The sequence below is a fragment of the Thioalkalivibrio sp. ALJ15 genome (assembly GCF_000383695.1).
In the GTDB taxonomy this organism is placed as follows: domain Bacteria; phylum Pseudomonadota; class Gammaproteobacteria; order Ectothiorhodospirales; family Ectothiorhodospiraceae; genus Thioalkalivibrio.
The window spans coordinates 47,051-66,599 of sequence record NZ_KB912056.1; the positions used below are offsets into that span (position 1 = coordinate 47,051).

23 protein-coding genes are annotated in these 19,549 nt (G+C 67.0%); all 23 read right to left on the bottom strand.

Annotated features, from left to right (window positions below; all coding sequences use genetic code 11):
• Window positions 1–105: 105 nt before the first annotated feature.
• On the bottom strand, window positions 106–375 hold the full coding sequence (locus G015_RS0100255) for an HPr family phosphocarrier protein (protein ID WP_018175361.1): 270 nt from the start codon (window positions 373–375) through the stop codon (window positions 106–108).
• Window positions 347–772, bottom strand: a complete 426-nt coding sequence (locus tag G015_RS0100260; RefSeq protein WP_018137777.1) for a PTS sugar transporter subunit IIA — start codon at window positions 770–772, stop codon at window positions 347–349. The genes G015_RS0100255 and G015_RS0100260 overlap by 29 nt, the downstream gene beginning before the upstream one ends.
• Before the next feature lie 4 nt (window positions 773–776).
• Window positions 777–1,661 carry an RNase adapter RapZ gene (gene rapZ, locus G015_RS0100265; protein WP_018137776.1) on the bottom strand — a complete coding sequence of 295 codons (885 nt, stop codon included), beginning with the start codon at window positions 1,659–1,661 and terminating at the stop codon, window positions 777–779.
• Window positions 1,662–2,693, bottom strand: coding sequence for an HPr(Ser) kinase/phosphatase (gene hprK, locus G015_RS0100270; RefSeq protein WP_018137775.1), 1,032 nt, complete (start codon window positions 2,691–2,693; stop codon window positions 1,662–1,664).
• A gap of 67 nt (window positions 2,694–2,760) precedes the next feature.
• Window positions 2,761–3,231 carry a PTS sugar transporter subunit IIA gene (locus tag G015_RS0100275; RefSeq protein ID WP_012981785.1) on the bottom strand — a complete coding sequence of 157 codons (471 nt, stop codon included), beginning with the start codon at window positions 3,229–3,231 and terminating at the stop codon, window positions 2,761–2,763.
• 4 nt (window positions 3,232–3,235) lie between these two features.
• A complete protein-coding gene (gene hpf / locus G015_RS0100280) occupies window positions 3,236–3,574 on the bottom strand; it encodes a ribosome hibernation-promoting factor, HPF/YfiA family (protein WP_012981784.1) in 339 nt (112 codons plus the stop codon).
• A 2-nt stretch (window positions 3,575–3,576) separates the two neighbouring features.
• Window positions 3,577–5,070, bottom strand: a complete 1,494-nt coding sequence (locus G015_RS0100285) for an RNA polymerase factor sigma-54 (RefSeq protein WP_012981783.1) — start codon at window positions 5,068–5,070, stop codon at window positions 3,577–3,579.
• A gap of 58 nt (window positions 5,071–5,128) precedes the next feature.
• Window positions 5,129–5,857: an LPS export ABC transporter ATP-binding protein gene (gene lptB, locus G015_RS0100290; protein ID WP_012981782.1), complete on the bottom strand. Its 729-nt coding sequence runs from the start codon at window positions 5,855–5,857 to the stop codon at window positions 5,129–5,131.
• 50 nt (window positions 5,858–5,907) lie between these two features.
• On the bottom strand, window positions 5,908–6,387 hold the full coding sequence (gene lptA / locus G015_RS0100295) for a lipopolysaccharide transport periplasmic protein LptA (RefSeq protein WP_018175359.1): 480 nt from the start codon (window positions 6,385–6,387) through the stop codon (window positions 5,908–5,910).
• A 37-nt stretch (window positions 6,388–6,424) separates the two neighbouring features.
• Window positions 6,425–6,988 carry an LPS export ABC transporter periplasmic protein LptC gene (lptC, locus tag G015_RS0100300; protein ID WP_012981780.1) on the bottom strand — a complete coding sequence of 188 codons (564 nt, stop codon included), beginning with the start codon at window positions 6,986–6,988 and terminating at the stop codon, window positions 6,425–6,427.
• On the bottom strand, window positions 6,985–7,524 hold the full coding sequence (gene kdsC, locus G015_RS0100305) for a 3-deoxy-manno-octulosonate-8-phosphatase KdsC (RefSeq protein WP_012981779.1): 540 nt from the start codon (window positions 7,522–7,524) through the stop codon (window positions 6,985–6,987). The genes lptC and kdsC overlap by 4 nt, the downstream gene beginning before the upstream one ends.
• Window positions 7,524–8,501: a KpsF/GutQ family sugar-phosphate isomerase gene (locus G015_RS0100310; protein ID WP_012981778.1), complete on the bottom strand. Its 978-nt coding sequence runs from the start codon at window positions 8,499–8,501 to the stop codon at window positions 7,524–7,526. Before G015_RS0100310 ends, kdsC begins: the two co-directional genes overlap by 1 nt.
• Window positions 8,498–9,475 carry a calcium/sodium antiporter gene (locus G015_RS0100315; RefSeq protein ID WP_012981777.1) on the bottom strand — a complete coding sequence of 326 codons (978 nt, stop codon included), beginning with the start codon at window positions 9,473–9,475 and terminating at the stop codon, window positions 8,498–8,500. Before G015_RS0100315 ends, G015_RS0100310 begins: the two co-directional genes overlap by 4 nt.
• Window positions 9,476–9,578: 103 nt before the next feature.
• Window positions 9,579–10,526 carry an AEC family transporter gene (locus G015_RS0100320; RefSeq protein WP_012981776.1) on the bottom strand — a complete coding sequence of 316 codons (948 nt, stop codon included), beginning with the start codon at window positions 10,524–10,526 and terminating at the stop codon, window positions 9,579–9,581.
• A 43-nt stretch (window positions 10,527–10,569) separates the two neighbouring features.
• Complete coding sequence (gene trxA, locus G015_RS0100325) at window positions 10,570–10,953, bottom strand: thioredoxin (RefSeq protein WP_012981775.1); 384 nt, start codon at window positions 10,951–10,953, stop codon at window positions 10,570–10,572.
• 56 nt (window positions 10,954–11,009) lie between these two features.
• Window positions 11,010–11,618: an LON peptidase substrate-binding domain-containing protein gene (locus tag G015_RS0100330; RefSeq protein WP_012981774.1), complete on the bottom strand. Its 609-nt coding sequence runs from the start codon at window positions 11,616–11,618 to the stop codon at window positions 11,010–11,012.
• Window positions 11,615–12,253: a flavin prenyltransferase UbiX gene (locus G015_RS0100335; protein WP_012981773.1), complete on the bottom strand. Its 639-nt coding sequence runs from the start codon at window positions 12,251–12,253 to the stop codon at window positions 11,615–11,617. The genes G015_RS0100330 and G015_RS0100335 overlap by 4 nt, the downstream gene beginning before the upstream one ends.
• Window positions 12,250–13,653 carry a UDP-N-acetylmuramate:L-alanyl-gamma-D-glutamyl-meso-diaminopimelate ligase gene (gene mpl / locus G015_RS0100340; RefSeq protein WP_018993516.1) on the bottom strand — a complete coding sequence of 468 codons (1,404 nt, stop codon included), beginning with the start codon at window positions 13,651–13,653 and terminating at the stop codon, window positions 12,250–12,252. Before mpl ends, G015_RS0100335 begins: the two co-directional genes overlap by 4 nt.
• Window positions 13,653–14,162, bottom strand: coding sequence for a hypothetical protein (locus G015_RS0100345; protein ID WP_018993515.1), 510 nt, complete (start codon window positions 14,160–14,162; stop codon window positions 13,653–13,655). Before G015_RS0100345 ends, mpl begins: the two co-directional genes overlap by 1 nt.
• Window positions 14,159–14,944 (bottom strand): VacJ family lipoprotein, encoded by a 786-nt coding sequence (locus G015_RS0100350; protein WP_038038428.1) that lies wholly within the window; start codon window positions 14,942–14,944, stop codon window positions 14,159–14,161. The genes G015_RS0100345 and G015_RS0100350 overlap by 4 nt, the downstream gene beginning before the upstream one ends.
• A gap of 347 nt (window positions 14,945–15,291) precedes the next feature.
• Window positions 15,292–17,295: a diguanylate cyclase gene (locus G015_RS0100355; protein ID WP_019592201.1), complete on the bottom strand. Its 2,004-nt coding sequence runs from the start codon at window positions 17,293–17,295 to the stop codon at window positions 15,292–15,294.
• 1 nt (window position 17,296) lies between these two features.
• Window positions 17,297–18,520, bottom strand: coding sequence for an argininosuccinate synthase (locus tag G015_RS0100360; protein ID WP_018137621.1), 1,224 nt, complete (start codon window positions 18,518–18,520; stop codon window positions 17,297–17,299).
• A 58-nt stretch (window positions 18,521–18,578) separates the two neighbouring features.
• On the bottom strand, window positions 18,579–19,547 hold the full coding sequence (locus tag G015_RS0100365) for an OmpA family protein (protein ID WP_020145971.1): 969 nt from the start codon (window positions 19,545–19,547) through the stop codon (window positions 18,579–18,581).
• Window positions 19,548–19,549 lie beyond the last annotated feature (2 nt).

A 19,549-nucleotide genomic window follows, 5' to 3' on the forward strand; every position in this document is an offset into this window, starting at 1 on the left:
GGCGCGCTGGCGAGACAGCGCAGGCAGGCGGCGGACCGAAGCCACCGTAAACACCCGAGGTCGAACTAGACACAGCCTCGCAAAGGCATGGCGGCAGGAGAGGGACTAGGCGTCCTCGCCGAAGCGGTTGGCGACGAGTTCGGTGAGGGCGTCGAGGGCCTCTTCGGCGTCCTCGCCGTCGGTGGTGATCGTGACCTCGCAGCCCTGCGCCGCCGCCAGCATCATCACCCCCATGATGCTCTTGCCGTTCACTTCCTGGGCGTTCCGGGAGACGGTCACATCGGACGCGTACTGGCTGGCCAGGCTCACGAACTTGGCCGCCGCACGCGCATGCATCCCCAGACGATTAACGATGGGGACTTCGCGCTGCGGCATCCGAACACTCCTGGTCACAAAGAAGGATGCCATCGTGCCCGCCGGACAGGGCCTTGTTGACCAGCTCCGTCAGCGGCAGATGGCGGTAGTTCAGCACACGGATCAGCATCGGCAGGTTGATCCCGGCAATGACGCGGGCGTTCGCGCCCCGGGCCACGCGACTGGCCACATTGGATGGGGTGGAGCCAAACATGTCGGTCAGGATCAGCACGCCGGAGCCGGAATCCAGCTCGCCCAGGCGCGCCCTCGCGCGCGCCAGCACCTCGTCGGGGTCGTCATTCTGCGACATCGCCATGGACTCGCAATCCTCGGGCAGGTCGCCCAGCATGCTCTGGGCCGTCTGCAGCAGGGTGTCGCCGAGGTTTTGATGCGTGATCAGGATCAGACCAACGCCCATGGACTCACTCCGATTCGAGGGGCAGGGATAGCTCGCGGTGACGGGTGCTAACAGTAACATGTTCGCGCCCCCGCCAGGCAGCCGCCAGCCGCTCCACGAGATAAACCGAGCGGTGACGGCCGCCGGTGCACCCGATCGAAACGGTCACATAGCTGCGGTGATCCTGCCGGATCCGCGGGACCCACTGTTCGAGAAAGCCCTGGATCCCGTCATACATCTCCTCGACCTCGCCATGGCGCGCAAGAAACTCGCAAACAGCCGCATCGCGGCCAGTCAATGGCGCCAGATCGCGCTCGTAGTGCGGGTTGGGCAGGCAGCGCACGTCGAACACGAAGTCGGAGTCCAGCGGGGCCCCATGCTTGAACCCGAATGACTGAAAAAGCAGGGACAGGCGCTCCTCGCCCAGCAGCCCGACGCGGTCGCGCAGGGTGCGCGCGAGATCGTGCATCGACAGACGGGAGGTGTCCACGGTCAGATCCGCCTCGGCCGCAACATGGCCGAGCCAGTCACGTTCGCGCTCGATCGCGTCCACCAGTGGCACGCCGTCACGCGCCAGTGGGTGTCGGCGCCGCGTCAGGTGATAGCGGCGCAGCAGGACCTCGCTGGAGGCCTGCAGAAACATCACCTCGACCTGCATCCCCTTGCCCCGGAGCTCGCGCAGGAGGTCGGCAAAGCCCTCGAGGGCCGTCAGCCCGCTGCGGACATCCACCCCGACCGCCAGATGCCGGTCTTCGTCCGCGTCGTAATCGCCACTGCGGACCTGTTCGATCAGCCCGGGCAGCAGCGGCAGCGGCAGGTTGTCGACACAGAAATAGCCGGCGTCCTCCAGCGTATGCAGGGCGACCGTCTTGCCGGAACCCGACAGACCACTGACCAGCAGGAGTCGCATTCAGCCCTCCGGGTCCGGGTTGGGGACGGTGGTTGCAGGGATCGCGCGGTGGTACGGCGGCTCCTCGGGCTCGCCGCTCATCTGCCGGCGCTGACGTGCGCGCAGGTCGTCGCCGGCGACATAGCCCTGCATGTGCAACATGTGGTTGCGCACCGCCGCCTCGATCATCACCGCGATGTTGCGCCCCGGCGCGACCGGCAGGCTGATCAGCGGGATACGCAGCCCGAGGATGCCGATCTCCCCGCGGCGGCCATTCAGGCGGTCATCCGGCACCGGCGAGGGCTCGCCGTGGTCGCGCAGGTCGATAATCAGCCGCAGATACTTGCCGCCCTTGATCGCCGAATCCCCGTACATGGCGCGGACGTTCAGCACGCCCAGCCCGCGGACCTCGAGCAGGTCCTGCAACAGGGCCGGGCAGTGTCCGCGCACGATATCCGGGGCGATGCGGGCAAACTCCGGTGCGTCGTCGGCGATCAGCCGGTGCCCGCGCGAGATCAGCTCGAGCGCCACCTCGCTCTTGCCCACGCTGGAGGCCCCGCTGATCAGCACGCCAATGCCGAGGATCTCCATGAACACGCCATGGCGCACCTCGAAATGGGCCAGCCGCTGCTGCAGGAAATAGCGCAGCAGGGAGATAATCTCGTGGCTGCTGGTCGAGGAGCACAAGATCAGCGGCAGCTGCTCATCGGGGACGTCCGGCATCTCCGAGAACGGGCAGGTGTCCTCGGCGAAGATCACCGCGGTCGTCCCGGTGCGGGCCATCTCCAGGATCAGTTGCTCGCGCTGATCATCGCTCAGCCGCGCGATATAGCGCGCCTCGAAATCGCCGATCACCTGGATACGGTTAGGCCGGATCAGGTTGAGGTGCCCGGCGAGGGGCAGGTCGTCGCCGTCACCGCCGACCAGGTTGCGATCCGGTGCGACCTGCTCGCCGTGTACGTAGCGCAGATCCAGGCGATTGCCCATCGCCTGGATCAGGACCTCTACGGTGATGTCGCGCGCGATGCCGCCCTCTCCCAGTGCCTCGTTCATGCACGAATCTCCGGCAGTGCTGGCACGGGGCGTCGTAAGAGAGAAAGTACTGCCGGGAGAGCCATGTTCAGGCGTCGCCGAAGGCCCGGGTCAGTTCGCGTTCCAGGGCGTCCGCGTCGCCGGCACGGCGCAGCGAGGCGATATTGTCGGGCTGCGAGAGACCGCGAGCCAGCTGCGCCAGCAGGTCCAGGTGCGCGCTGGTCGCCGCCTCGGGCACCAGCAGTGCGATCAGGATGTCCACGGGTTCGTGGTCCATGGCGTCGAAGTCGACCCCCTGGTCCAGCCGCAGGACCGCGACCCGGGGGGCATCGAGCTCGGCCAGACGCCCATGCGGGATGGCCACGCCATGCCCCAGACCGGTGGAGCCAAGCTTCTCGCGGGCAGACAGGGCCTCGAAGATGGCCCCGCTGGCCGGGCCGGCGGACTCCTCGCCGCCGACGGCCAGCAACTCGGCCAGGGTCTCGAGCGCCCGTTTCTGGCTGGAACACTCGGGCTCCAGCCGGATACGGGCGCGGGTGATCAGCTCGGCAATGGTCATTGCGTTAAAGGGCCTGTTCGCGGTTGCGCTGGGCACCCTCGGCGCGGTGATGGTCCTTGACCTTTTCCTTGTGCTTGATCAGCTGACGATCCACCTTGTCGATCAGGCCATCAATCGCCGCATACATATCCTCGTGACTGGCTTCGGCGTGGATGTGATTGCCGCTGACCTGGAGATTGGCCTCCGCCTTGTTGTTCAGGTTCTGGTTTTTCTCGTGGGTCAGCACCACATGCACGTCGATCACTTTGTCGAAGTGGCGTTCCAGCTTCGCGAACTTTTCGTTCACGTAGTCGCGCAGGGCGTCGGTGATATCGACGTGATGGCCGGTCAGGTTGATCTGCATGGTCAGGCTCCTTTTTGCTTGGTTCCACTGGGCATACTCGCCATCTGCCGGCGTTCGCTGGAAGACGGTATGTGCATAGCCTCGCGGTACTTGGCCACGGTGCGTCGGGCCACATTAATGCCCCGATCCGACAGGATCTGGGCCAGTTTTGCATCACTCAGTGGCTTGTTCGGGGTCTCGCCACCAATCAATTCCCGAATCATGGCACGGATCGCGGTCGCCGAGCATTCGCCGCCATCGGCTGTGCCAACATGACTGGAAAAGAAGTACTTGAACTCGAATACCCCACGCGGGGTGTGCATGTATTTCTGTGTAGTCACCCTCGAGATGGTCGATTCGTGCATCTCCAGGGTCTCGGCGATATCGCGCAGGATCAGCGGTTGCATGGCAACCTCACCATGCTCGAGAAACCCCTGCTGGCGCACGACGATGGCCTGGGCGACCCGCAGCAGGGTGTCGTTCCGGCTGTGCAGGCTCTTCAGGAACCAGCGCGCCTCCTGCAACTGATCGCGCATAAACGCGCTATCACGCGCATCGGAGACCTGCCGCACCATGCCCGCATAGAGATCGTTGATGCGAATGCGCGGCGCAATCTCCGGGTTCAAGTCCACGCGCCAGCCATCGCGGTCATGGCGGACATAGACATCCGGCACCACATATTCCGAAGTGGACTCGCTGATCTGGGCACCGGGCCGCGGATTCAGGGTGCGGATCAGGTCCAGCGCCCGCGCCAGCTCGTCCGGGTCGCGCACGCCGGACTGGCGCTGCAGGGCTCGGTAGTCCCGCTTGGCCAGGCTCTCCATGCCGTTTTCCAGGATGGCTCGAGCCGCGTCACGCGCCGGGGCATCCGGCGCCAAATGGCGCAGCTGGATCTCCAGGCACTCGCGCAGGTCCCGCGCACCGACGCCCAGCGGGTCGCACTGCTGAATCCAGTGCAGCACCGCCTCGACCTCGTCGACCCCCACGGGCTCGTCTTCGCCCTGGCTGATCATCTCCGCCAGCGCCTCGAGTTCACTGTCCAGATAGCCGTCCGGGCTGATCGCGTCGATCAGCGCCGCCCCGATCCGTTGGTCTCGTGGGGTCAGGTGGCTCAGATGCAGCTGCCAGAGCAGGTGGTCCTGCAGGCCCTCGTCCTCGCCGTCGGAGGTATTCTCCAGCGGGTCGCGGTCGTCCAGGCCGCGTGGGCTCGGGGCGGGCTCGTAGATGTCGTCCCAGCGACTGTCGGTGCTCAACTCCTCGGGGATCACGTCATCGCCAGCCGTGTCGGCCTGCATGCGATCCCCGTCGACCCGTTCGCCCCCTTCCTCCGGGCGCTCGGGCGGGGCCTCCTCGCCCTCGTCCTCCACCTGCTCGAGCATGGGGTTGCTTTCCAGCGCCTGCTGGATCTCCGCCTGCAACTCCAGCGTGGAAAGCTGCAGCAGACGGATCGCCTGTTGCAGCTGCGGGGTCATCGTCAGCGTCTGCCCCAGCTGCAGATTAAGCCCGGGCTTCAGCATCGCGGTTTGAGGTCCATGGTGACCATCAAGATCATCTTAAGGAAACACTGATCAATGTTCACAGTCGAAAGTTTTCTCCGAGATACACGCGGCGCACCTGGGGGTCGTCCAGCAGCTCCTGCGGGGTCCCGGCGCTCAGGATGCGGCCCTCACTAAGAATATAGGCCCTGTCGCAGATTCCGAGGGTCTCGCGCACGTTGTGGTCGGAAATCAGCACACCGATCCCGCGCTGGGCCAGATGCCCAATCACGGCCTGGATATCACCCACGGAAATCGGATCCACGCCGGCAAACGGTTCGTCCAGGCAGATAAAGCGCGGGTCACCGGCCAGTGCCCGCGCGATCTCGGCGCGACGACGCTCGCCCCCGGACAGGGCAATCCCAGGGCTGTGGCGCACGGTCTCCAGCTGGAACTCCTCGATCAGGGCATCGCCGATGCGGCGTCGCTCGTGGCGGTCGAGCTCCGAGCGCAGCTCCAGCACCGCCTGCAGGTTGTCCCAAACACTCAGCCGACGGAAGATCGAGGCCTCCTGCGGCAGGTAGCCCAGCCCGGCTCGGGCCCGCGAATGAATCGGGGCCCGGGTGATGTCCCGGTCACCCAGCGTGATGCGGCCACGATTGGGCCGGATCAGGCCGACCAGGCTGTAGAAACAGGTGGTCTTGCCTGCGCCGTTCGGTCCCAGCAGGCCCACGACCTCCCCTGGTGCCAGATCGACGTCGACACGATCCAGCACCGTACGCTTGCCATAGCGCTTGGTCAGCTCGCGGCCGGTCAGATAGCCGGCCATCGGCGCAGATTCGCCACCGGCCGCGGCGGGCGCGCTGGTGTCGAGCTCGTTCATTCGTCGTCTTCGCGGGGCTGGATCCTGATACGTACACGCTCGTCATCGGCCTCGCCACGCTCGGCCTCGATCACATCCGTCTCCAGGTCGTAGACGATGCGCTTGCCGCGCGCTTCCTCGGCTGCCGTGATCACATGCGCCTGGTCGGTCAGGATCACCCGGTCCTCGTTCAGCAGGTAGTCGATGCGCAGCGCGGTGGCGATGCGCATCTCGCCCGTCTCCGGGTCCGGGGACTCCAGCCGCGCGGGCTCGCCGTGGGCCTCCATCTCGTAAGGGCGTCGATCGCGGCTGCGCACATAGACCTTGTCGGCCTCCAGTGTCATGTCCCCGCGAATCACCACCACATCACCGGTATAAGTGCTTACGCCCCGCCGGTCGTCCATCTCCGCACGATCGGCGGTAATCTCCACCGGCAGGGGCTGCTGCTGGGCAATGACCGGCGCGGCCAGCAGCAACAAGGCACTGCCCAGCAGCACGGACCATCCGGCCCGGGCGAGCGACGACCCACCACGTTCAGTCATTTGCGGCTTCCTCCTCGCCCGACTCGCTGTAGAGCGTGTACACGTCATGGAACAGCTCTATGGTATCCCCTCGCGAGTCGACGCGCAGACCCGTTCCCCGCTGGAAAAGGCCAGGCTGCTCCAGCGTCGACGGGGCATCGGAGGTGGCGATCATGGTGTCGGTCGCCACCGTCACATCGGCGGATTCAATCACCGTGCGCACGCGCTCGCCACGCTCGGGCTGCACCCCCCGCGTGGGGCCGATCAGGTCCAGGATCTCGTCCATCGGTCGGTGCAGCGCCTCGGGCGCAGTCCAGTGCCATTCGATACCGCCGGCGTCAAAGATATCCAGGTCGGGGTCGTCGATCAGTTGAGGGCCGTCACGGCCAAACTCGCGCAGCCGCGTCCCGCGCAGGCGGTGACTCAACTCGCCGTCCTCGCCAGTCGCGTGCAGCGTGAAGCCCTCGATCTCCAGCGTCACCTCGCCCTCCGGCTCGTGCTCGCTGGCAACAGCGCCGGCCACCAGCGCCGCCATTGGCAACAGGATCAGCGCCACCGGTCCGGCCACCCACTTCATCCGTCGACATACTCCGCGAACAGGGCCTCCAGCCGCCCCTGGGCCGCCAGCAGGCCCTCGCAGACCTCGCGCACCGCGCCGCGACCGCCGGGGGCCTGCGTAACCCAATGTGCATGCTGCAATACCAACGGGTGGGAATCCGCCACCGCGATGCCGAGCCCCACACGGCGCATCGCTGGCAGATCAACGATGTCGTCGCCCACGAAGGCGGCCTCGTCGGGCGCATGGCCGCTCTGCTCCAGCAACTCGTGCAGTGCGGCCCCCTTGTCGCGCCGCCCCTGCACCAGATGCTGCACACCGAGGTCCCGCATGCGGTGCTCGACCACCCCGGAGGTGCGTCCGGTCAGGATCGCGACCTCCAGCCCTCCGTCCAATGCCAGACGGATGCCGTGCCCGTCGCGCGAATGAAAGGCCTTGTACTGCTCGCCGGCATCTCCCATGAACAGGCTGCCATCGGTCAGCACGCCGTCGACATCCAGGATCAGCAGACGCACCGCCGCCTGGCGGCTGTGCAGGGCCTCGTCGTGACGGTCCATCAGGCCACCCCCGCGCGCAGCAGGTCGTGCATGTTCAGCACCCCGACCAGCCTCTGGTCGTCATCCACCACCGGCAGGGCATTGATCCGCTTGCTCTCCATGGTCTCCAGCGCCTCTACGGCCAGCCACTGCGGACGGGCGGCATGCCCGCCACGCGTCATCACCTGGCCGATGGTCAGCGCCTCCAGGCTTTCGCCACGATCCAGCGTGCGCCGGAGGTCGCCATCGGTAAACACACCGAGGATATGCGCCTCGGGATCGGCGACGATCACCAGCCCCAGCCCCTTGCGCGTAATCTCGAACAGGGCGTCCTTCAGCGGGGCCTCGGGACCCACGCGCGGGATCGCGTCACCGGTATGCATGATGTCCGCGACATGGACCAGCAACCGCCGCCCCAGTCGGCCGCCGGGATGCGAGCGGGCAAAATCGTCGGCGGTAAAGCCGCGCGCATCCAGCACCGCGACCGCCAGGGCATCGCTCATCGCCAGCGCGGCCGTGGTGCTGGAGGTCGGGGCCAGGCCCAGCGGGCAAGCCTCGCGCTCGACCGAGACATCCAGGTGCACGGTGGCATCCTGCCCCAGCCGCGACCCGGGATTGCCGGTCAGCGCGATGAGCGGTACGTCCAGCCGCCGGATCAACGGCAGGATGGTCAGCAGCTCGTCGGTCTCGCCGGAATTGGACAGGGCGATCACCACGTCGTCACGGGTAATCATGCCAAGATCGCCGTGGCTGGCCTCGCCGGGGTGGACGAAAAACGCCGGGGTCCCGGTGGAGGCCAGGGTGGCCGCCAGCTTGGAGCCGATATGGCCGGACTTGCCCATGCCGGTCACCACGACCCGGCCGCGGCATTCGAGGATGTGGCGACAGGCCTCCAGGAACGCATCGTCCACGCGGTCGGCCAGTCGACGCACGGCCTCGGCCTCATCGTTCAGGACCGCCAGGGCCAGCTTGCGAGTGGTATCAGGATTGAAATTCATGCGGTTGCCGTCATTCCGAGATGGACAAGGTAGCCCGCGAACACCACGAGCAGAAGCCCCCCCTGCCAGCGCCGCAGCTGGCTGCCTCGCGCCAGGGCAAAGACGAACAGCGTGGCGGTCATGCCGAGCATCACCGGGTAGTCGCGGACCAGCACCTCGGGCTCGATCGCCAGCGGCGCAATCAGCGCGGGGACTGCCAGCACGGCCAGCAGGTTGAACAGATTGGAACCGATCACGTTGCCGATCGCCAATCCCGCCTCGCGGCGAAAGGCCGCCACCAGGGAAGTCGCCAGTTCCGGCAGGCTAGTCCCGATGGCCACGATGGTCAGGCCAATCACCAGGTCACTGATGCCCAGTTGCTCCGCAATCCCCACCGCGCCCCAGACCACCAGCTGGCTGCTGGCAATCAGCAGCGCCAAACCAAGCCCCAGCCAGCCCAGGGCGCGACCGGTAGAGGTGGTCGCCGGGATGGCCTCGACCATGCCACGCACCTCTTCAGGCGCCTCGGCCGGATCCAGCGCCTGCGCACGCCGCGCGATATGGATCACCCAGGCGGTCACCAGCAGCAACCCCGAAATCAGAAGCCCGCCCTCCAGGCGGCCCAGCTCGCCGTCCAGCAGCAGAAACAGGACAGCCAGACTCACCCCCATCAGGATCGGTAGCTCGCGGCGCACCAGGCCGTGCCCGATAACGAGCGGCGCCACCAGCGCCGCCATCGCCAGCACCAGCCCGATATTCGCGATGTTCGAGCCGATCGCATTACCCACCGCGAGGCCCGGGTTGCCCTGCAGCGTCGCCAGTACGGACACGACGATCTCCGGGGCCGAGGTACCGAAGGCGACAATGGTCAGCCCGACCAGCAGCGCACTCACGCCCACGCTGCGCGCGAACGCCGAGGCACCGAACACGAAGCGGTCGGCACTCCAGGTCAGCAGGACCAGACCGGCGATGACCGCAATAACGGGAAGGACCATCAGCGAGTGCCAGGACCTGAGGTGGGTAGAGCGGGGTGTCTCTTCACCCGCCAATTGTAGCCGATCGCTGTAACCGATCGCCGAGCCCGACCCGCGCGCACTGTCACCCCCCAGGGATCAGATACCCGGCGATGGCGAACCACAGCGGGAGTGTCACCAGCGACAGCGCCGTCGTCAGCGTGACCGCGGCCGCATACAGGCCGGTATCGAGCCGGAAGCGATCACAGAACACGAGCCCCAGGACCATCGCCGGCATCGCCGCCTCGAGCACCGAACCAATCCCGGGCACACCCTCCAGCCCGACCCACCAGACCAGGCCGAGCGCGAACAGCGGTGCGATCAGCAACTGGATGACGGACACCATCACCAGGGGGCGCAGATCGCGGCCGCGGAAACGGTCGAACACCAGCGCCAGCCCCAGCGAGAACAGCATCAGGGGGGCGACCGAGTCAGCCAGGAAGCCGAGCCAGGTATCCAGCCAGGTCACCAGCGGCAGACCGGCCAGGTTCAGCGCCACGCCCAGGACCGCCGCCCAGATCGAGGGGACAGCGACCAGCCCGCGAATGGCCCCGCCGCCGCCATACAGCCGGACCGCCTCCGGGTCCCCGTAACGCCTGGCCAGCAGGATCCCCAGCGTCAGCACCAGGGGCAGGCAGGCGAACAGGTCGTACTGGATCGCCACCGCCCGGCCGGCATCGCCGAACAGACTGTCGAGTACGGGGAGCCCCAGGTAGGTGGCATTCGGCCAGGCCGCGGCCAGCAGCATCGCCCCGACCGCCGCGCGTTCTGCCAGGCAAAGTCGGCAAGCGAGCAGGGTCACAGCCACCATCGCCAGCACGGTCGTGCCGGCCACCAGGGCGATGCGCAGCGAGTCGAGTCCCAGGGGGGCGGTCCACAGCACCTGCAGCACCAGCGCGGGCAGCAGCAGGTAGTAGACCAGGGTGGTGAGCACCCGGCGGGCGGTGTCGGCGTCCAGCCCGCCGGGGCGCAACAGGCGCCAGACGACGCCCGCAACGATGAGCGCCCCCATCTGGGTCATGACCGTCAGCATGGGGGCGCTCGTTTAGGACTATAGGTTTCGCGTCAGAAGGTAATCAGGCCTGGCCAGCCTGCTGCTCCTGCTGCTGGCGTTCGACGTCGGCACGCACCTGGTCCATGTCCAGCTCGCGCACCTTGCCCAGCACCTCGTCCAGTTGCCCGGCGGACAGCACGCCCGGCTGGGAGAAGACAATGATCTGCTCGCGGAAGATCATCAGCGTCGGGATGGAACGGATCTGGAACGCCCCGGCGATCCCCTGTTCCTCGTCGGTGTTCACCTTGGCGAAGACGACGTCGGAATGCTGCTCGGAGGCCGCCTCGAAGGTCGGGGCGAACTGCTGACACGGGCCGCACCAGGGGGCCCAGAAGTCCAGAATGACAATGTTGTTGCCGGTGATCGTGGATTCGAACGTATCCTGCGTGAGTTCCTGAACGGCCATGATGGCGGGCTCCAATGAAAGTGTGTGCGAAACCTTAACAGCCCCGCCGCAGGGTTTCAGGATTTCGATGCCGCGAGCATGGCCGCTCGCAGGCGCTCCAGGCGCTCGATCGGGTCGTCCGCCTCCAGCAGCTGCTGCTTGATCTCGAGATCGATCGGCAGCAGCTCCGTCAGCCGTCCGACCACCCAGGAGGAATCGTCAAAACGACGCTCCAGGTGTGACCAGGGCGTGCCGAGCTGGTCCAGCAGCCGCTCGAGCAGATCCGCCAGTGAGGCATAGTCCACCGGCAGGCTGACATCGGGGCGCTCCTGCAGAGGCTCGACCTCCGCCAGCCAGAGGCCGTCCTCGGCGCGGCGCGGGTTGTGAAGCTGGTGGCGACGCTCGCCCTTGACGAGGATCCCGAGCAGGCCGTCCGGCCGCTGGTCCCAGTCGACGATCGCGACCTCGGTCCCGATCGGGTGGAAGCCGACGGACGGGTCCGTCTCCGCCTCCGGACGAGGCGCACCGGACTCGGTGTCCGGCTCGATCGCGACGATCACGAAGCGGTCATCCTCGCGCAGGCAGCGGCGCACCATGTCGAGATAGCGCGTCTCGAAGATCCGCAGCGGCAGCAGCCCCTCCGGAAACAGCACGGTATTCAGCGGGAACAGTGGCAGAGTTGTCATGCCGGGCCCTCCGGCGGCAACGACGCCTCGCCCCAGCGCGGGCCCAGGGCATGTTCGATGTCCAGATGGTCCAGTACTCGCGCCACCATGAAATCAACCAGATCGTCGATGGATTGCGGCCGATGATAAAAGGCCGGGTTGGCCGGCATGACCACCGCACCCATGCGCGCCAGGCGCAGCATGTTCTCCAGGTGGATCTCGGAGAACGGCGTCTCGCGTACCACCAGCACCAGCCTGCGCCGCTCCTTGAGCACCACATCCGCCGCGCGTTCGATCAGCCCGCGCGAGGCCCCGGTCGCGATGGCCGATACGGTCGCCGTAGTGCAGGGGCAGACCACCATCGCCTCAGGCACCGCCGAGCCGCTGGCCACCGGTGCGGTCCACTGCTCCGGGCCATAGCAGCGGATCTGTCCATCGGCAGCCCCATGACGCTCGGCGAAAAAGCGAGCGATCTCGGCCGGACGCCCGGGTACGTCGAGATCAGTCTCCAGCCCCAGCACCACTTGTGCCGGTTTCGACAGCATCAGATGCACCTGCACCCCCGCCTGTACCAGGCACTCCAGCAGGCGCAGCCCGTAGGGCGCGCCGGAGGCACCGGTCAGGGCCAGGGCGATCGAACGCGGCTTTCCACTCATGCGGGGGTCCCCGAGGGTTCACGTGACTGCAACCCGGCGATCAGGCGCTGGTGCAGGCCATCGAAACCACCATTGCTCATAATGACCAGCGTATCGCCGGGGCGCGCCGTGGCAAGAATCCCCTGCAACAGGGATTCGATCTCGCGCGCCACCGACAGCCGCCCGCCGAGCTGATGCTGCAGACCGTCAGTGGACCAGTCGATCTCCGGGGCATGATAAAGGTGCACCCCGTCGGCGCGTTCCAGGGCCGCCCCCAGGGCCTTGGCATGAATCCCCATACGCATCGTGTTGGAACGCGGCTCCAGCACCGCGATCAGGCGTCCGCCGGGGGCGACGCGGCCGCGCAGGCCCTCGAGGGTCAGGCGGATCGCGGTCGGGTGATGGGCGAAGTCGTCGATCACGCGGATCCCGTCGATCTCGGCGCGCAACTCCTGGCGCCGCCGCACACCGCGGAAGGCCGGCAGGGCCGCGATCCCCGCGGCCAGCGGTACCCCGGCATGGCGGGCCGCCCCGAGCGCGGCCAGGGCATTGGAAAGATTGTGCTGCCCCGTCATCTCCCAGGCCACGCGCCCCTGGGCCACCCCGTTGGCCAGCACCTCGAACTCCGAGGCATCGTCATTCAAAGGCCGCGCCACCAGGGCCACCGTATCCCCGGTGTCCGGGTCGGTGGTGATGCGCTCCACCGGCGTCCAGCAGCCCATCTCCAGCACGCGCTCCAGCGCGGCATCACCTGCGGGCGCCAGGATCAGGCCCTGGCCGGGAACAGTGCGTACCAGGTGATGGAACTGACGTTCGATCGCGGCCAGGTCCGGGTAGATGTCTGCATGGTCGAACTCGAGGTTGTTCAGCACCAGGGTGCGTGGCCGGTAGTGGACGAACTTGGCACGCTTGTCGAAGAAGGCGGAGTCGTATTCGTCCGCCTCGATCACGAAGAACGGGGTCTCGCCCATCCGCGCGCTGACGCCAAAGTTTCCGGGCACGCCCCCGATCAGGAATCCCGGGCTCAGCCCGGCATGTTCCAGGATCCAGGCCAGCAGGCTGGCGGTCGTCGTCTTGCCGTGGGTACCGGCCACCGCCAGCACCCAGCGGTCATGCAGCACATGCTCGGCCAGCCACTGCGGGCCGGAGGTGTAGGACAGGCCGCGATCGAGCAGGGCCTCGATGACCGGCATGCCGCGAGTCATCACGTTGCCGACCACGACCGGTCCCGTATCCGGCAGGGTCGCCGGGTCATGTCCCTCGTGATAGGGGATACCGGCCTGCTCCAGCTGCTCGCTCATCGGCGGATACAGCTTCTGGTCGGAACCGGTGACCTGGTAGCCACGCGCGCGGGCGAGCTGGGCCAGCCCGCCCATGAAGGTCCCGCCAATACCGAGGATATGCAGCTGACCCGTGTTCACTACAGCGCTCCCAGGGCCACCTGGGTGATCACGCTGGAGACCACCACATACCCCAGCGCGATCAACATGCCGACAAAACGGCTGCCCAGCTCCAGGGCCTGCTGCAGGATATGCCCGAACACCAGCAGCAGCCAGCCCACCAGCGTCAGCAGGGCCAGCAGGGCCCCGGTGGAGACCTCCTCCGGGTCGGCCGGGGCATCGATCAGCATCAACAAGGCCATCAGCAGGCCCAGAAGGGCCCCGGTGCCGGCCATTGCGGTAAAGGTCTGCAGCCAGCGGTCAGGCACACCCCCCATGCGCAGCACCACGACGATAAACATATACAGCACGGCGAGATCGAGCACATTCAGGACCAGGGCCTGGCCCGTGCCGTACATCGGGATGCCGACCGCCATGCCCGTGACCAGGGCAATCCCGAGCCAGAAGATCAGCGTAGCGTTATCGGGCGGCAGGTCCTGCGGGCCACTGCGCAGACGCAGGATGTCCAGCATCGTCCAGAGGCTGTTCAATCCATGTCCTCCTCGGCTTCCATCGCCTCCAGGGCCTCGAGCTCGTCGAGTTCATCCAGCATCTCGGTTGCGCGCTCGTCCGACGCCCCGCGCACCAGGAAGTCGCGGCGCTGCAGATAGGCCTCGCGCATGGCGATGTATCGATCGTCGGAGATCTGCGCCAGCATACGCTCGGTCGGTATCAGTCCGGCGCGCATATCAACCACATCCAGCGCGATCAGGCCCACCCACCAACCGGTGTGATCGGTGCGCAGGTTTGTGTGATAGAGGGGGCTGGTATAGCCGTCAACCAGACGCGCCGGGGCATCGCGCGCGGTACTGGGCCCCAGGAGCGGCAGCTGCAGGTACGGGCCACGTGCCACGCCCCAGGCACCCAGGGTCTGACCGAAGTCCTCGTTGTTCTTCTCGAGGCCCATGGGAGTCGCGACATCGATCAGGCCGAGCAGACCGAAGGTCGTATTGAACATGATGCGCCCGGTATCCGAGGCGGCGTTGTCCAGGTTGCCCTGCAACAGGTTGTTGAACAGGACCGTGAAGTCATTGAGGTTGGAGAAAAAATTGCCTACCCCGGTCTGGACGGGCTGCGGCAGCCGCCGATACTGGACTGCGGCCGGGCGCAGCAGGGCCTGGTCAAAGTCGTCGTTGATCTCGAACACCACCCGGTTGTACGACTCCCAGGGGTCGTCCGGATGACGATCTTCGCTGGGCACGGTCGCACAGCCGGAAAGCGTCAGTACCATCAGGGCCGCCAACCCCATGCGTAAACGGGAAACAACCGACATACGATTCCTTTTTCGCTGCGCCCGACCTCGGGAAACACGGATCAATGTACACGCTCGCGCTCGAGTCGCTTTTGCGTGCGAACAAGGCGCGGTGACTGCCGTGCAGTCATTCTGCACAAGGGAGCCGCAACGCCGTGCGCGCGCCCGTTTTTGATAACAACGGGCAGCCGAGCCCCTGCATTGAATGAGTTGCGGGGTTGGCACCCCAGGTTCCCCGATCCTGCGTTGCGCCCCGCATTCATCAAAAACGGGCGGGTAGAACCACTACCCGCTACGCACCACGCCTTGTCTCGGAAAACTTGGGGTGCCAACGCGAGTGTGTACATTAATCTGTGTTTCCCTAGGCGTCAGGAACCGGTAATGGGGTGAATATCCGCCTTGCGGGCCAGACCAACCTGGCCCCGCCCCTTGCCCTTTGCGGTGTAACAAGCGCGATCGGCGGCCACGAAGGCCGCATCCACACTCGGCAGCGTCTCGCCCAGTTGCACCACACCCACCGAGGCCCCAATGGTGACGTCCCGCGCCTCGACCTGCAACGGCCGGTCGCCCAACGCACTGCAGATCCGCTGCCCCAGGACCCGGGCCTGCTCGGCATCGGTCTCGTACGCGATCACCGCAAACTCGTCGCCCCCGATCCGGGACACGGCATCGCGCGATCGCGTCAGCTGCCGCAGGATCGTCGCCACCCGGCGCAGAAGCTCGTCGCCTACCCGGTGGCCATGGCGATCGTTCACGGCCTTGAAGTAGTCCAGATCCACCAGCAGCAGGCTCGCCACCGACGAGTATTCCCGGGCATTGTCCATCGCGCGCTGCATCTCGCGCTCGAATGCGCGCCGGTTCAACAAACCGGTGAGCGGATCGTGACTCGCTTCATGCACCAGCCGATCCACCAGCTCGCGCTCCTCGGAGATATCGGCCAGCACGAGCAGGGTGCGCACCGAACTGCCCGCCACCGGATCCAGCGCTGTGCGGTCGATGCGCACGATCCGTTCGTGGCCGCTGGGCGTCACCAAGCGTGCCTCGGTATGCTCGCCCAGATGTTTGGCGAGCGGCTGGGATCGGTCTGCACCCAGCGGCCGATCGGTCCCCATCTCGCGCAGGTCCAGGACCTGATCCAGGCTGCACCCCAGTGCCTGCAGACGGACCAGCCCCGCCATCTGCTCGGCCGCGGGGTTCATATAGACGATCCCGCCACGGGCATCCAGCGTAATCACCGCGTTCGGGATCGCGCCCATCGCCCGGCGCAGGTTGTGCCCGGCGATGCGCATACGGGCATGTACCCGCAGCACGTACAGGAGGATCGCCGCGATACCTGCCGCCAGGACGGCGAGTAACGCCGCCAGGTTGTCGCGCGCCCATCGCAGCACGGCGAACGGCTCGGGGGCGTAAAGCCCCACGCCCAGGTCGTACATCAGGCCCTGCACGTCCTCGTAGGAACGCGGCGCGGCCCAGCCCGTAATCCCGACCGCCTGGCTCACCGGGTGCTCGGCATCCAGCGCCAGAAGGGCGCGCAGCACTGCCTGAGCGATATCCACATCGAGATCGCCGCGCATCGCCAGCGGCCACTCCGGGTACAGACGGGTCGAGGTCCGGTAGGGGAAGCGGGGCACGGCCCGCTCGCCGATCAGACGCACTTGTTCGACCCGTGGGTCGCCCTGCTCGCGCAGGTCTTCGAGGATCCCGGTGCGAAAGGTCGCGGCATCCACCTCGCCCGCCAGCAGCAGATCCAGTCCCCGGGAAACCGGGAAGCCCGTGAATACCACGCGATCCAGATCGGTCTCGACATCCAGCCCGGCGGCCTCGAGTTCCCGCCAGGCCATCCACCAGCCGCCAAAGCCGTCGGGGTGGACCGCGGAGACCCGCTGCCCGACCAGGTCGCTCAGCTCGACCAGGTCCGTGCGGTCCTCGCGCGCGATGATCACAGCCCCAAAGCGGTCTTCCTCGCGCCCGACCTCGGCCGGGAGCATGGTCGCGATACGGGAGATGCCGTGACGCTGCTCCAGCATCACGTAGGAGCCGGGGTTAGTCAGGACCAGGTCAAAGCGACCCTCAGCCGCCCCCGCCTGCAGGGCATCATTGTCGACCGGCACCAGGCGGACCTGAACGGCCTCCAGCGCCTGCTCCAGGTACTCGGCGAAAGGCGTCCACTGTTCGCGCGCGGCATCCTCGCCCCGGTGCGCCAGCACCGCGAGGATCAGCTCGCGCTCGGCCGCCCCGGCCTTCGCACCGGCCGGCGTTGCCAGCAGCGCGCCAAAGACCAGCCCCCACAGCAGAACGACACCTCCGAGACCGCCCCTGCCGAACCAGGACAGGCAACCAGACGATCGCCGGAAGTACGCACGCGGGCTCATCTCATGTGGGCTTCCGATTGCGGCTGGCGGCGATGCGCAGGCGCAGTGCGTTCAGGCGAATGAAACCCTCGGCGTCCTTCTGGTCATAGGCGCCGGCATCGTCCTCGAAGGTAGCGATCGCGTCGTCGAACAGGGTGTCCTCCGAGCGGCGGCCGGCGACGATCACGTTGCCCTTGTACAGGCGCAGGCGCACCTCGCCGTTGACCACACCCTGGGTGTCATCGATCGCGGCCTGCAGCATGCGCCGCTCCGGGCTCCACCAGTAGCCGTTGTAGATCAGGCTGGCGTAGCGCGGCATCAACTCGTCCTTCAAGTGCGCGGCCTCGCGATCCAGGGTGATCGACTCCAGCGCCCGGCGCGCCTTGAGCAGGATGGTGCCGCCCGGGGTCTCGTAGCAGCCGCGCGACTTCATGCCGACATAGCGGTTCTCGACGATATCGAGACGGCCGACGCCGTGGGCCCCGCCGCGTTCGTTGAGCTTCGCGAGCAGCTCGGCCGCGCTCATACGCTCGCCATTGATCGAGACCGGGTCGCCCTTCTCGAAACCGATGGTCAGCGTCTCGGATTCGTCCGGTGCCGCCTCCGGGGAGACCGACCAGCGCCACATGTCTTCCTCGGCCTCGGTCCACGGGTCTTCCAGCGGGCCGCCCTCGTAGGAGATGTGCAGCAGGTTGGCATCCATGGAGTACGGCGACTTCGTGCCCTTCTTAGCGTAGTCCACCGGGATGTTGTGCTGCTCGGCGTAGGCCATCAGGCGTTCGCGCGAGTTCAGGTCCCACTCGCGCCAAGGGGCGATCACCTGGATGCCCGGCTTCAGCGCATAGGCCCCGAGCTCGAAGCGGACCTGGTCATTGCCCTTGCCGGTCGCGCCATGGGCGATGGCGTCGGCGCCGGTCTCCTCGGCGATCTCCACCATCCGGCGCGCGATCAGCGGCCGTGCGATCGAGGTACCCAGCAGGTACTCGCCCTCGTAGATGGTGTTCGCGCGGAACATCGGGAACACGTAGTCGCGCACGAAGGTCTCGCGCAGGTCCTCGATGTAGATCTGCTTGACCCCCAGGGCCTCGGCCTTGGCGCGGGCCGGCTCAACCTCCTCGCCCTGGCCCAGATCGGCGGTGAAGGTGATCACCTCGCAGCCGTACTGATCCTCCAGCCACTTGAGGATCACGGAGGTATCCAGGCCACCGGAATAGGCCAGCACGACACGGGAAATCTTCGAACTCATGGGAATACCAATCCTTCTTTCTTCTTGAGAGTTATAGTCGTTTTTGTGACGGGCTTCACTACCAGCCCGCGGAGGCCGGGGCGCCCCGGGGAGACTCCGGCGCCGCCCGCGGCTCGGCCGGGGGCAGCTCGCGGCCGGCGTCAACAGCGGTTTCCGCAACGGAAGATGGTCTGGCTGCGGCGTCCGCGCCACCCAGCCACCAGATATCCACCCGGCGCGAACCCTCGCGCTCGCCGTCCGCGTCCGGGTCGACACCACCGGCCTCGACCGTCAATCCATCGCCCGGCACACCCGCCTCCACCAGCGCCGCGCGCACCGCCTCTGCGCGCTGGCGACTCAGACGCTCGTTAACCTCGCGCGGGCCTTCGGCGTCGGTCAGGCCGACCAGGCGCACGCGCGGGCGTTCTACGGTGCGCAGGGTCTCGGCCGCACGGGCGACGGTCTCGCGCCCCCTGGAATCCAGTTCGCGGCTGCCGGTTGCGAAGTACACCGACCAGCGATCCAGCGCCCCGACATCCGGGCCCTCGGCCCCGGTGTAGCAGGCCTCGAAGGCCCCGGCACGCTGGGCAAAACGAATGCCGCGAAAATGCACCGCGTCCTCGGCACCGGGGAAATCGATCCGCACGTCATGCCCCACCAGAAGGCGGGCCTGGAGCGCCTGAACATGCGCGTCCGGAACCCGGAAACGATCGGGTCGTTCGGCCCGCAACTCGAGATCCAGGGGCGACTTCGGACTCGCCCCAAGCCACTCCGGGGCCCCGGTGCGCAATCGCGCGGTGGCGCCCTCGGGCATTGCGTAGGGGGCAAGCCAGAAGGCGCGAAGCGCCAGGCCTGGCTGGGTCTCGAAGCGCAGCGTACCGCCGTGGCGAACGCCCTGCTCGATGCGGCAGGCATCGTCCAGTTCGATCACCTGCCAGTCGCTGCGCTCCAGCGATTCACGGTGAGGCACGACCCCCGCCTGAGCCACCCCGTGCGCCAGCCACAGTCCCCCGAAAACCAGGAGAGCAAGACGGCGCAGCACGGACACGG

What these genes read in the sequence shown, in the direction of transcription:
- G015_RS0100360 (WP_018137621.1), bottom strand. Translation starts at nt 18,520, where the DNA reads ATGAGTTCGAAGATTTCCCGTGTCGTGCTGGCCTATTCCGGTGGCCTG.
- G015_RS0100255 (WP_018175361.1), bottom strand. Translation starts at nt 375, where the DNA reads ATGCCGCAGCGCGAAGTCCCCATCGTTAATCGTCTGGGGATGCATGCG.
- G015_RS0100335 (WP_012981773.1), bottom strand. Translation starts at nt 12,253, where the DNA reads ATGAGTGGAAAGCCGCGTTCGATCGCCCTGGCCCTGACCGGTGCCTCC.
- hpf (WP_012981784.1), bottom strand. Translation starts at nt 3,574, where the DNA reads ATGCAGATCAACCTGACCGGCCATCACGTCGATATCACCGACGCCCTG.
- G015_RS0100260 (WP_018137777.1), bottom strand. Translation starts at nt 772, where the DNA reads ATGGGCGTTGGTCTGATCCTGATCACGCATCAAAACCTCGGCGACACC.
- G015_RS0100275 (WP_012981785.1), bottom strand. Translation starts at nt 3,231, where the DNA reads ATGACCATTGCCGAGCTGATCACCCGCGCCCGTATCCGGCTGGAGCCC.
- hprK (WP_018137775.1), bottom strand. Translation starts at nt 2,693, where the DNA reads ATGAACGAGGCACTGGGAGAGGGCGGCATCGCGCGCGACATCACCGTA.
- rapZ (WP_018137776.1), bottom strand. Translation starts at nt 1,661, where the DNA reads ATGCGACTCCTGCTGGTCAGTGGTCTGTCGGGTTCCGGCAAGACGGTC.
- G015_RS0100285 (WP_012981783.1), bottom strand. Translation starts at nt 5,070, where the DNA reads ATGCTGAAGCCCGGGCTTAATCTGCAGCTGGGGCAGACGCTGACGATG.
- kdsC (WP_012981779.1), bottom strand. Translation starts at nt 7,524, where the DNA reads ATGGACCGTCACGACGAGGCCCTGCACAGCCGCCAGGCGGCGGTGCGT.
- trxA (WP_012981775.1), bottom strand. Translation starts at nt 10,953, where the DNA reads ATGGCCGTTCAGGAACTCACGCAGGATACGTTCGAATCCACGATCACC.
- G015_RS0100320 (WP_012981776.1), bottom strand. Translation starts at nt 10,526, where the DNA reads ATGCTGACGGTCATGACCCAGATGGGGGCGCTCATCGTTGCGGGCGTC.
- G015_RS0100315 (WP_012981777.1), bottom strand. Translation starts at nt 9,475, where the DNA reads ATGGTCCTTCCCGTTATTGCGGTCATCGCCGGTCTGGTCCTGCTGACC.
- G015_RS0100330 (WP_012981774.1), bottom strand. Translation starts at nt 11,618, where the DNA reads ATGACAACTCTGCCACTGTTCCCGCTGAATACCGTGCTGTTTCCGGAG.
- lptB (WP_012981782.1), bottom strand. Translation starts at nt 5,857, where the DNA reads ATGGCCGGCTATCTGACCGGCCGCGAGCTGACCAAGCGCTATGGCAAG.
- G015_RS0100350 (WP_038038428.1), bottom strand. Translation starts at nt 14,944, where the DNA reads ATGTCGGTTGTTTCCCGTTTACGCATGGGGTTGGCGGCCCTGATGGTA.
- lptC (WP_012981780.1), bottom strand. Translation starts at nt 6,988, where the DNA reads ATGAAGTGGGTGGCCGGACCGGTGGCGCTGATCCTGTTGCCAATGGCG.
- G015_RS0100355 (WP_019592201.1), bottom strand. Translation starts at nt 17,295, where the DNA reads ATGAGCCCGCGTGCGTACTTCCGGCGATCGTCTGGTTGCCTGTCCTGG.
- G015_RS0100310 (WP_012981778.1), bottom strand. Translation starts at nt 8,501, where the DNA reads ATGAATTTCAATCCTGATACCACTCGCAAGCTGGCCCTGGCGGTCCTG.